Annotated in this window: 10 protein-coding genes; 8 read left to right on the forward strand and 2 right to left on the reverse strand. The window is 70.5% G+C overall.

All coding sequences use genetic code 11. The features are described 5' to 3' along the window. Positions 1-3: 3 nt before the first annotated feature. Complete coding sequence (locus AC3YO9_RS05465; protein WP_489982392.1) at positions 4-1,350, reverse strand: nucleotide sugar dehydrogenase; 1,347 nt, start codon at positions 1,348-1,350, stop codon at positions 4-6. 338 nt (positions 1,351-1,688) lie between these two features. Further along, positions 1,689-2,450: a hypothetical protein gene (locus AC3YO9_RS05470; RefSeq protein ID WP_489982393.1), complete on the reverse strand. Its 762-nt coding sequence runs from the start codon at positions 2,448-2,450 to the stop codon at positions 1,689-1,691. A 427-nt stretch (positions 2,451-2,877) separates the two neighbouring features. Between AC3YO9_RS05470 and AC3YO9_RS05475 the strand changes: the two genes are divergently transcribed. From AC3YO9_RS05475 to AC3YO9_RS05510, 8 genes are all read left to right on the forward strand, one after another. Next, the gene (locus AC3YO9_RS05475; RefSeq protein WP_489982394.1) at positions 2,878-4,125 is read left to right on the forward strand and encodes an MFS transporter; all 1,248 of its coding nucleotides are present in this window, start codon (positions 2,878-2,880) and stop codon (positions 4,123-4,125) included. Between the two features lie 168 nt (positions 4,126-4,293). Next, positions 4,294-5,676 carry an aromatic ring-hydroxylating oxygenase subunit alpha gene (locus tag AC3YO9_RS05480; protein WP_127781714.1) on the forward strand — a complete coding sequence of 461 codons (1,383 nt, stop codon included), beginning with the start codon at positions 4,294-4,296 and terminating at the stop codon, positions 5,674-5,676. Continuing rightward, entirely contained in the window at positions 5,673-6,227 is a 555-nt protein-coding gene (locus AC3YO9_RS05485; protein ID WP_489982395.1) for an aromatic-ring-hydroxylating dioxygenase subunit beta, read from the forward strand. The genes AC3YO9_RS05480 and AC3YO9_RS05485 overlap by 4 nt, the downstream gene beginning before the upstream one ends. Before the next feature lie 143 nt (positions 6,228-6,370). Continuing rightward, a complete protein-coding gene (locus AC3YO9_RS05490; protein WP_489982396.1) occupies positions 6,371-7,423 on the forward strand; it encodes an LLM class flavin-dependent oxidoreductase in 1,053 nt (350 codons plus the stop codon). Further along, the gene (locus AC3YO9_RS05495) at positions 7,420-8,061 is read left to right on the forward strand and encodes a cysteine hydrolase family protein (RefSeq protein WP_489982397.1); all 642 of its coding nucleotides are present in this window, start codon (positions 7,420-7,422) and stop codon (positions 8,059-8,061) included. Before AC3YO9_RS05490 ends, AC3YO9_RS05495 begins: the two co-directional genes overlap by 4 nt. Continuing rightward, complete coding sequence (locus AC3YO9_RS05500) at positions 8,061-9,398, forward strand: NtaA/DmoA family FMN-dependent monooxygenase (RefSeq protein WP_127781718.1); 1,338 nt, start codon at positions 8,061-8,063, stop codon at positions 9,396-9,398. Before AC3YO9_RS05495 ends, AC3YO9_RS05500 begins: the two co-directional genes overlap by 1 nt. Before the next feature lie 209 nt (positions 9,399-9,607). After that, a complete protein-coding gene (locus AC3YO9_RS05505) occupies positions 9,608-10,330 on the forward strand; it encodes a flavin reductase family protein (protein ID WP_489982398.1) in 723 nt (240 codons plus the stop codon). A 54-nt stretch (positions 10,331-10,384) separates the two neighbouring features. After that, the gene (locus AC3YO9_RS05510; RefSeq protein WP_127781720.1) at positions 10,385-11,458 is read left to right on the forward strand and encodes a BMP family ABC transporter substrate-binding protein; all 1,074 of its coding nucleotides are present in this window, start codon (positions 10,385-10,387) and stop codon (positions 11,456-11,458) included.

Here is an 11,458-nt window from a genome sequence, read left to right on the forward strand (position 1 = left end):
TCGTCACGGGACGTCGCGGTGCGGAACACCGTCGAGCCGGTAGGTGGTGTCCACGACGCCAGGGACCGCGGTGAGCCAGCCCAGGTCGAGGGAGCTGTGGGCGGTGTGCAGCACGGCGACGTCGACGGTGACAGCGGCGGGGTCCGCGACCCCGGTGAGCACGGACCCGTCGGCCAGGCCCACGCTGGTGATGAGCGGGTCGTAGAAGCTCACCACCGCGCCGGCCGCGGACAGCTCGGCCAGGATGGCCAGCGCTGGGGACTCCCGCACGTCGGCCACGTCGGGCTTGTAGGTGACGCCGACGACGAGCACGCGGGCACCGCGCACGGCGTGGCCCAGCCCGCGCAGCGTCTGCGCAACCCGTTCCACGACCTGGCTGGGCCGCCGTGCGATCGCCGTCATGGCGGCGGAGATCAGGGGTGCGTGCACCTGCTGGCGGCGGAGCTGCCAGAGCAGGTAGTGCGGGTCGCACGGGATGCACTCGCCTCCCACCCCCGGCCCCGGGTAGAACGGCATGAACCCGTAGGGCTTGGTCGCGGCGGCATCGATCACGTCGCTCACGTCCACCCCCACGGTGGCGCACACGTCGGCGAACTCGTTGGCGAGCGCGATGTTCACGGCCCGGAAGGTGTTCTCCACGAGCTTGGCCATCTCTGCCACCTCGAGCGAGTCCACCTCGTGCACCGACCCGGCCGCCCGCGCGACGAGCCCGGCGGCCGCCACGGTGCAGCCGGCGCTAGCTCCACCGACCACCCGGGTGACCTGTTCCTGCGGGTACCGGGCGTTGCCGGGATCGATGCGCTCGGGGCTGAACGCCACGAAGACGTCCTGCCCCGCCACCAGGCCGCGCACGCGGAGCGGGTCGACGAGCAGGTCGCGGGTGCATCCGGCGTAGGAGGTCGAGGTCAGGACCAAGGTCTGCCCGGGCACGGCCAGCTGGACCAGGGCGGCGCACGCGCGGCGCAGCGCCCGCAGGTCCGGGTTGCGAGCCGCGTCGACCGGGGTCGGCACACAGATGATGACCGCGGCGGCCTCCCGCAGGCGCCACGGCTGGTCGGTCAGCAGAAGCTCCGGGTCGGCGAGAGCCACGGCGAGCCGGTCCTGGTCGGCCCCGAGCAGGTCCACCTGGCCCCGGGCGATCGCGTGCAGCCGCTGTGGGTCGAGGTCGATCCCGACCACCCGGTCGCCGGCGTGGTGGAACGCCAGCGCCGTGGGGAGGCCGACGTAGCCGAGACCCACCACGGCCACGTCGTAGGTGAAGGTGGTCGCGCCCCCCGGCGGCGACACGGGTGAGACGACGCGGCTGCCGGTGGTGACTGCGGTCGGGGTGGACAGGTCAACGTTCACCACTTACCCCCCTGGTAGGCAGTTCGGCTGGTCAAACAGCGTGTGCGTGCGACCGCGTGGCCAGTTGCGTCGTCGGTGGCGACCTTGGCAGCAATTTCCGCCCGAGAAACCTCAAAGTATTTGCGCAGAGATTCCCAGTGCGGGGCGACCCTTGTCAACCGGAAAGAAGGGCGAGTGTGACTATTACCACGGTCTACCGAAAACGGAGGTAGAACGGCAAAATCTCTCTCTGTAGAACTGCTGTCACAAAGAGTTGTGCGTAATGGTCAGAATTGGCCACTTAAAGTGGTCCCATTGCACTTACGGTGACCACAAAGAATTGACACCAGTGTCGGAAAGGGCTAGCTGGCCTTGCTCACCGTGACACTGCCGAAGCGGAGCTCGGTGTTGTCCCCGCGCACGCCCACGCGTCCAGGACCGGTCAGCGCAGGGGTCCCGTCCTGCCCGCTGTCGACGGCGGAGAGCACTGGAGCTCCGTTGACCAGCAGGGCGACGTGGACCCCGTCGGCGGCGTTGCGCACGTCCACGTCCACGTCCACCGGCCGCTCGACGGTGCACGGCAACGACCCCGACGCCATGGTGGTGTAGCGGCCCGAGGCGGGAGCGCCGGCGGTCGGCGCCTTCTTCTTGATCGCTGTCGTCCCGTCCCGACGACACACCGTGACCGCGTACAGCTGGCTTGGTGAGGTGTAGCGCACGAACAGGTGCACGCCGTCCCAGCTGTGCATGCCCGTGCGGGCTGAGGTGGTCGGCGCCGCCACTTCCAGGCTCAGGTGAAACCGTACGTCCGCGAAGTGGTCCGGCCTGCTCACCGCTCGCAGCACCGCGGACCCGGTTCCGCGGCTGGAGCTGACGTCGGGCGAGGCGTCGTCGGGGTAGCCCGACCATGCCCGCCCGCCGTCGGCGAACAGCGATCCGCTCGTCACAATCCAGTCCGGTGAGGTCACGGCCCCGGGCCGGCGCGGGGACCGGTAGGCGACCTCGTTGGTGACCAGCGAGCGGCCCATGTCGAACGTCGGCTCCCACGGTCCGTCCAGCGGTTGTCGTTCCGCGTGCACGAACACCGGGACTAGTGCCGCGGCGAACAGCACTGCCAGCGCCACGACGAGGTAACGGACGGGTCGACGAGGGATGCGCACTCGGCTCACTGTCCACCCGTTGGCGGGTGTCCGCAGTCTTAGTCGCTTGACCATCTCGCGCCTGGGCGCCAGGCCGCCCCGGAGGAATGGGGCTGGGTGGCCCGGGGAACGCTTTCCGAGAAACGCCATGTGGCGCCCTTCTCCCTCGTCGAGGAATGGCTGTGGCAATCGCGTGTGCGCCATTCTAGTGGGTACCAGTGACAATGGTTGGGCAAGTTGTCTCGAGTGCGCGGAGAGCTGTCCGCGGCCTGGGGGTCGAGCGGAACCAGCGAACGCGAGGGGTGGCGCCGACGCGCCACCTGCCGTGTCGCTCCCGGGGCGGGCGGGTTGCTAGGGGGCGAGGCTTCGATATTGATTGACACGATGTCGTCATGCATTACAAGATGAGGAGATGGTGCAGGCGGAGCGGTCCGAAGCGGTCCCTGCCGGCACCTTGCCGCAGCGCCGGCTGGCTCGCTCCGCGCCTGCCTACCGCTGGGTGGTGCTCGCCGCGGGGGTGTTCGCCCAGGGCGCGGCCGCGTCGGTGCTGCAGGGTCTGCCCAGCCTGGCGACCACGCTGCGCGCCGAGCACGACCTGTCGCTGGCCGCCCTCGGGCTGGTGCTCGCCGCCAGCACCGTGGGTCTGCTGCTGGCGCTGGTCCCCTGGGGCTGGCTGGCCGACCGGGTGGGCGAGCGCTGGGTGATGACGTGGGGGCTGCTGCTCACCGCCGCCGCCCTGGTGGGGGCCAGCCGGGCGGGCAGCGTGGCGGTGCTGATGGTCTCGCTGCTGCTGGCGGGCGCCGCCTGCGCCAGCGTCAACGCCGCCAGCGGCCGTGCGGTGATCATGTGGTTCCCGCGTCGCCAGCGCGGAATCGCCATGGGCACCAGGCAGACCGCCATCCCGCTGGGTGCCGCACTGGCGGCGCTGGGTCTGCCGGTGGCCGCGCGCGCCTGGGGCCTGCCCGGGGCCTTCCTCTCCGCCGCCGTGGTGCTCGTGGTGGCGGCGGTGGTGGTCTGCGTGTTCGTCACCGACCCGCGCAGCCCGCCGGACGGCGACGAGGAAACCGCAGGTGAACCGGCCCAGCCGGCGGGAAGCAGCCGTGCCGTGGTGCTGCTGTGCGGTGTCTCCGCCCTGCTGGTGATCCCGCAGCTCACCATCGTCAGCTTCCTGGTGATCTACCTGGTGGACGGCCACGGCATCTCCGCCGCCACAGCCGTGGTGCTGCTGGCGGTGGTGCAGCTGGGTGGCGGCGCTGCCCGCATCGGGCTGGGCTGGTGGAGCGACCGGACGGGATCGCGGGTGGGGCCGCTGCGCGCGGTGGCACTGGTGACCACCGGCCTGCTGCTGGCGGCCGCGGCGGGTGAGCTGGTCGGCGGCGTGGTGGCGGTGGCCGCGCTGGTGCTGGCGGGCTTCGCGGCCATCAGCTGGAACGGGCTGGCGTTCACCGCGGTGGGCGAGCTGGCCGACCCGCGGCGCATCGGGTTCGTGCTGGGCGTCCAGAACACCGCGGTGGCCGCCGGGATGGCGCTCACGCCGCCAGTGATGGGCACCGTGGTGGAGCTCTCCAGCTGGGCGGTGGCCTTTGCCGCGGTGGCCGCTGCTGCGGCCCTGGCCAGCGTGGTGCTGTCCCGGCTGAGCAGAGTCTCGGCGGTGCGTTAACTCTGGAAGACGGCCCGGTAAAACCCTGTGCCCCAGGGCCGCAACCGGTTGACAGGCCCCACGAGCGGTTGGTCGAATATCTCGTAGTTCGAGACGGCATCTCAGTCAAACCGACAGCGCTGGTGCACAACGGCAGCGCTGACTGACCAACTCGTGGGAGCGCCCCTTATGACCATGATCGACTCGCCCGGGGCCACGGCAGTGGACGAGCGCCTGGAGGTCGGCAACACGCTGATCGCCCAGGACTGGGAGGCCCTCACCTTCAAGGTGCACCGTTCGGCGTACCGGGAGAACGCGGTGTTCAACCGCGAGCGCAACGAGATCTGGGGTCACACCTGGCTCTACCTCGGCCACGAGACCGAGATCCCCGAGGCCGGCGACTTCAAGACCCGCACCCTGGGCGGGCGCCCGCTGATCTTCGTGCGGGACCGGCACGGCACCGTGCAGGCCTACCTCAACGCCTGCCCGCACCGCGGCACCATCCTGTGCCGTGAGCCGGAGGGCCGGGCGAAGAACTTCCAGTGCTTCTACCACGCGTGGACGTTCAAGAACTCCGGCGAGCTGGCGGCCCTGCCGGACAGCGACGCCTACCCGCAGGACAGCGCGTTCGTCGAGTCGCTGTCGCTGCGCACGGTCCCGCGCCTGGGCATCCACGAGGGCTTCGTCTTCGTCGCCTTCGACGAGCAGGTGCCCGACCTGCTGGAGCACCTGGGCAAGGCGGCCGACGTCATGTCGATGACCGCCTCGATCGGGCCCAGCGGCATGACCACCGTGCCCGGCGTGCAGCGCTACAGCGTCAAGGGCAACTGGAAGCTGGCGGTGGAGAACGCCATGGACGGATACCACTTCGCCCCCACGCACAACACCTTCGTCGGGTACCTGCGGGAGACCGGCTTCGCGGTCAACGACGACGCCCAGTACGCCCACGACCTCGGCGACGGCCACGGCCTGGCTGTGCTCACCGGGCACAACGGCCGCATCGGGATGATCTGGGAGCCCCGCTTCGGGGAGCGGGAGAAGATCCGCACCGAGGCCAAGCGGAAGGAGCTGGTCGCCCGGCTCGGCGCCGAGCGGGCCGCGGCCGTGGCGGACTCCTCCAAGATCCTGTTCGTCTTCCCCAACCTGCTGCTGTTCGACCTGGAGGCACTGACCATCCGGCAGCTGGAGCCGGTGGAGCCCGGGGTGACCGACGTGCGGGCCTGGCAGCTGGTGGAGCGGGACGAGCCCGACGACGTCCGCGCCCTGCGGCTGAAGACGATGGCCAGCTTCGTCGGCCCCGGCGGCCTCGCGACTCCCGACGACATCGAGGCCTACGAGGCCGTGCAGCGGGGGGTGGTCGCCACCGCCGACCTCGACCCCTTCGGCGGCTTCGCCGACACCGACCTGGACTGGAGCGACATGTCCCGCGGCATGGCCGACGACCTAACCGGACCGCGCGGACGCTCCATCGACGAGGGCGTGATGCGCAGCTTCTGGCGGCACTGGAGCCGACGCGTCGGCGAGCTGCCCGGGATCGGCCCCGACGCGAGCCGGCTGGGAGGCGTGGCATGAGCACCGGTGCAGTGCACACCAGCGAAGTGCTGCCGAACGGGACCGTCCCGCCGCAGGAGCAGGGCAGCGACCGGGCGGTCGTCCGTGCGGAGGTGGAGGACTTCCTCTTCGCCGAGGCGGCCGCGCTGGACGAGTGGCGCCTGGACGACTGGCTCACGCTCTTCGTACCCGGTGCGGCGATGCAGGTGCCCACCACCGACATCACCGGGCTCGGCCCGGAGAACGCCGGCTACTTCGTCGCCGACGACTGGGACCTGGTGCGCGCCAGGGTGAAGCGGCTGAAGAGCCGCAAGGCGCACGCAGAGAACCCGCACTCGCGGACCAACCGGTTGGTGAGCAACGTCCGCCTCACCGAGCGGGCGGGCGACCAGCTGCGGGTCTCGGCGAACTTCGTCGTCAACCGCTTCCGCGACGGCGGGGAGTTCACCTACGTCGGCCGCTACGACCACCTGCTGCAGGTGCAGCCGGACGGGCTGCGCTTCCTGCTGCGGCGCTCGGTCCTCACCAACGAGTCGATGAACCCGGGAGCCCGCTTGAGCTTCATCCTCTGACCCGCGACCACGAAGGAACCCGAGAACCTCACACACCATTGGGCCGTCGACGAGAACGCTTCCGCCCCGCTCCCGGACACGTCTACCGAGACCCCGGACGGGCGTGGCGTGTGAACCCCACCCACCCCAGGCGGAGGCCACCAGTGAGCACCACCGAGTACGGAGTTTTCCTGCCCATCTCCAACGGCGGATGGATCGTGTCCGACACGACGCCGCCGATCGAGGCCACCTACGACTACAACAAGCAGGCCGCCGTCGCCGCCGACCGGCTCGGCTTCGACTTCGTGATGTCGCAGGGCAAGTGGCGCGGCTACGGCGGTCGCACCGACCACTGGGGCCGCACCCTGGAGTCGATGACCATGATGGCCGGGCTGGCCGAGGCCACCGAGCGGGTCAAGATCTGGTCCACCGTGCACACCATCCTGTTTAACCCCGCGATCGTGGCCAAGATGTTCACCACCCTCGACCAGATCAGCAACGGCCGGGTGGGCATGAACGTGGTGGTGGGCTCCTACTCCCAGGAGTTCGCCCAGATGGGCCTGTGGCCGGAGCACCTCGACCACGCTGACCGCTACCGGTACTCCGAGGAGTGGGTGCAGCTGCTGCTGCGGCTGTGGAGCGAGGACTCGGTGACCGCGCACGGGGAGTTCTTCAACCTGGAGGACTGCTCCTCGCGGCCGCACCCGGAGAAGACCCCCACGCTGATCTGCGCCGGGCGCTCCCCGGCGGGCATCGACTTCCAGGCCAAGTACTGCGACGCGTCGTTCCTCTCCGCCTTCGACCTGTCCGGGCTGCAGCAGGTCAGCCGGGAGGTGAAGCAGGCGGCCGCCGAGCAGGGGCGGGCGATCAAGACCTACACGATGACCACCGTGGTGATGGACGAGACCGACGCCGCCGCCGAGGCACGCTGCCGGGAGTACTCCCGAGGCGTGGACCGGGAGGCGCTGGAGAACATGGCCATCGCCTACGGCATGCAGACCGACAAGAACGCCACCCCCAGCGCCAAGGCCCAGGAGCAGGCCGGCTTCCAGTCCGAGGTGGTCGCCGGGTCGCCGGAGACGGTGCTGGAGAAGATCGAGGAGCTGGTCAGCTACGCCGAGCTGGACGGGCTGATGCTCATCTTCCCGGACTACGTGGTGGACCTGGAGCACTTCGGCACCCTGGTGCTGCCCAAGCTGAACCAGGCACGGGTGTGACCCTGCCCGGGCCCGCTGCCCACGGGGCCCTGCTGGTGATCGACGTGCAGCGCGACTTCGCCGACCCCGCCCACCTGGGGTGGGTGGACGAGGACGGACTGGCCGCGGTGGCCACGGCGGTGCAGCGCACCGGTGAGCTGGTGGACGCCTTCCGTTCCGCCGGCGTCCCGGTGGTGTGGGTGCGCCTGGAGCAGACCCCCGACCAGCCGTGGGAGTCCTCGCGCTGGCTGCGCGGACTGACCGCTGACACCCCGTGGCCGGCCGAGGAGCCCTGCGTCCAGGGCAGCGCCGGGGTCGAGTGGTTCGAGCTGAGCCCGGCGCCGGGGGAGACGGTGGTGAGCAAGCGGGGCTACAGCGCCTTCCTGGGCACCGAGCTGGACCAGGTGCTGCGCGACGCCGGGGTGCAGTGGCTGTGCACGGCCGGACTGACCACCGAGTGCTGCGTGCTGGCCAGCACCTTGGACGCGGCGCAGCTGGGCTACCGAGTGCTGGTGGCCGCCGACGCGGTGGCCAGCTACACCGCCGCCGAGCACGGGGCGGCACTGGGGATCCTGGCGGCGCACGCTGCCCGGCTGACGAGCAGCACCGAGCTGCGCCACGCCCTGGGCGACGGCCTGACGAGAGCGGTGGCGTCCTGATGAAGCTGGCCTACGACCTGTCGTTCACCCACACCGAGGGCCGCTGGGCCGCCCCCGGCTCGTGGGTGGGCACGAGCTATCCCGACCACCGGATGTTCACCGAGCTGGCCGTCAGCGCCGAGCGCGCGGGCGTGGACATGCTGTTCTTCGGCGACGGGGTGGGCATCCCGGACACCTGGAAGGGCTCGCTGGACGCGGCGGTGCGCTGGGGCATCCAGTGGCCCCGCCAGGACATGAGCCCGGTGATCGCGGCCATGGCGCAGCACACCTCGCACATCGGCTTTGGGCTCACCTACTCCTCCACCTACCTGCATCCCTTCTACGTGGCCCGGCTGATGAACTCCCTGGACCACGTCACCGGTGGGCGCATCGCGCTCAACGTGGTGGCGTCGGGCCGGTTGTCGGACGCGGCCAACTACGGCTTCGACGCGCTGCTGCCCCACGGGGAGCGCTACGAGCTGATGGAGGAGTTCGTCGACGTCTGCCGCCAGCTGTGGGCGTCGGTGGAGCCGGACGTGATCGTGGCCGACCGGACCACCGGGCAGTACGGCGACCCCGCCAAGGTGCACCCGATCCACCACCGTGGCAAGCACTTCGCCGTGCGCGGGCCGCTGCCCAGCGTGCCCAGCCCGCAGGGGCGTCCGGTGCTGGTGCAGGCGGGGTCGTCGCCGCGGGGCATCGCGGCCTCGGCCGCCTTCGCCGACGTGGTGTTCGGCGTGGGCGGGCACCGGGAGTGGCAGCTGCGCCACCGCGCCGCCCTCGACCACGAGCTGGTGGCGGCCGGGCGCGACCCGGCGGAGGTGGGCATCCTCTGGGCGGTCCAGCTCATCGTCGCCGCCACCGCGGAGGAGGCGCAGCGGCAGCGGGCGGCGATGCTCGACCAGCTCTCGCTGGAGGGCATCGGGACCTACCTGTCCTACAACTGCGGGTTCGACTTCTCCCGGCTGCCCGAGTCGTTCGTGCTGGGCGAGGTGCAGGAGCAGATCGAGGCGGCGCAGGCCAGCCAGGCCGGGTTCGTCAGCCAGCTGGTCGACCGGATGGGTGCCGACGCGCGGATCAGCCGTGCGGAGTTCTTCGACGAGGGCTGGCGCCACGCCACCGGCTACGACCAGACCATCGCCGGGACCGCCGAGCAGGTGGCCGACGAGCTGCAGGAGCAGCACGAGGCCACCGGCGCCCGCGGCGGGTTCATGGTGACCAACCCCGGGTCCATGCCCGGTGCGCTGGACCAGGTGTCCGGGCTGCTGGTGCCCGAGCTGCAGCGACGCGGGCTGCGCCCGGACGGCTACACCGAGGACACCCTCGCGGGCACCCTCCTGGGCCGTCCGCTGCGCTGAGCAGCGGACGGGAACAGGTGAAGATGCCGTCTTTCATTACGAGACAGGTGCTCTATGGCTCAGCTTCGTTTCGTCGCGGTTACCTGATGTGAGCGTGTGTTTCTAGTTCGTACCAGGCGCGAAGAAACCGTTGACACCGTTCCGCTTGTTCGCGAACCATCTCGCTTAACGACATGCCGTATCACATCAAGTGAGAGTGAGTGCCGCTCATGAGTGCCAGCCCCACCTGGACGACCCTGGAGATGACGGGCCGTACCGCCGCCCAGAAGCAGGGCCTGCTCTCGCACCTGGTGGTCCCGCGCCCCATCGCGATGATCACCACCGTCGGCGCCGACGGCCAGCTCAACGTCGCCCCGTACAGCTACTACATGCCGGTGTGCGGCGAGCCACCGACGATCGCCCTCACCATCGGTGGGCTGCGGGAGGCCACCGACGCCCCCAAGGACACCTGGACCAACATCGAGCGCACCGGCGAGCTGGTCATCAACGTGACCGGCGCGGCCCTGGGCCCCTACATCGAGACCGTGGCGCGGGAGTACCCCACTGACGTCTCGGAGGCGGACGTGGTCGGCTGGGAGACGGTTCCGTCCCGGATGGTGTCGCCGCCGTCGTTGGCGCAGAGCCCGGCGCACCTGGAGTGCCGGGTGCGCGAGGTGATCGACCGCGGCGACATGGGCGCCCGGTTCTCCGGCTTCCACCTGGTGCTGGTCGAGGTCCTCTGCATCACCGTGGACGAGGCCATCCTGGCCGGCCCCGGACGCATCGACCCCGAGCGCGTCACGCCGATCGGCCGCATGGGCTTCCCCTACTTCGTCGCCGCGGCCGGCGAGGCCCTGTTCGCCCAGGAGCGCATCGCCTACGCAGACCTGCCAGACACAGCAGACCTGCCGGACACAGCAGACCTGCCCACCACAGCTGACCTGCCTGCCTGATTCTGCTCCGCCCCCAGTGCCACCCGCGCTCTGCCAACTTCCCCGGAGGAACACGTGAGAACTGCTCGAGCCACCCCGATTCTCGCGGGGGTATGCGCCCTCGCCCTGGGGCTCACCGGTTGTGCCGACCGCGCCTCGGACACCCCCGACGCCGCCGGCTCCGGACCAGCCGCCGCGACGTCCAGCCAGCCCGACGTCAACGGGGACGGCAAGGTCGTCATCGGCGTCATCAGCCCCGGCGACCTCAACGACAACGGCTACTACGAGAGCTTCGTCTCCAGCGCCCAGACGTTCGCCGACAGCAAGGGCTGGAGCGTCATCAAGATCGGCTCGGTGAACCCGGCCAACGCGTCCGAGCAGGCCCGCAACCTCTGCCGGCAGAAGGTCGACCTGGTGGCGCTCGCCGCCGCCGAGCTCAAGGACGCCATCCCGGTGGCCGCCGACCCGGAGTGCGCCAAGACGGCCTGGTACGCCCCGTCCAGCACCGACCTGGAGGTCACGCCCTACATCGCCCTGTCCCGCGACTTCGTCAACGAGTCGATGCTGGCGGCCGGCTACGCCAACGGCATCCTGATGCGCGACGCCGGCATGACCAAGGCCGGCTACATCACCGGCCCGCAGGCGGACTTCTCCGTGATGGGCGCCAAGGCCTTCGAGGTGGGCCTGAAGATGGTGGTGCCCAGCGCCACCCTGGCCACCACCTACACCGGTGACTTCAACGACTCGGCCAAGGCTCGCGAGGCCGCCCAGGCCCAGCTGAGCCAGGGCGTGCAGGCGCTGTACCCCTACCTCGGCGGCGCCACCGACTCCGTGGCCGAGCTCGGCAGCGGCAAGGGGGCCATCATCTCCACCCCGGGCACCGACCGGTGCGGGGAGAGCGCGATCAACTGGAGCGTCTCGGTCGTCTTCGACCCGGGCGCCTACTTCTCCGCTGCGCTGAAGGAGTTTGCCGACGGCAAGCTGGCGATGGGGAAGATGCGTGAGTGGCACCTGGGCAAGGACTCGGTGCCCACCGTGCTGCTGTGCAAGGGCACCGACGCGCAGAAGGCCGAGCTGAACGCCTTCATCGCCAAGGTCGGCAGCGGCGAGATCGTGCCGGACAAGGTCATCGCCCAGGCCGGCGCATGA

The organism is Rhodococcus sp. Z6_132, from assembly GCF_058133635.1.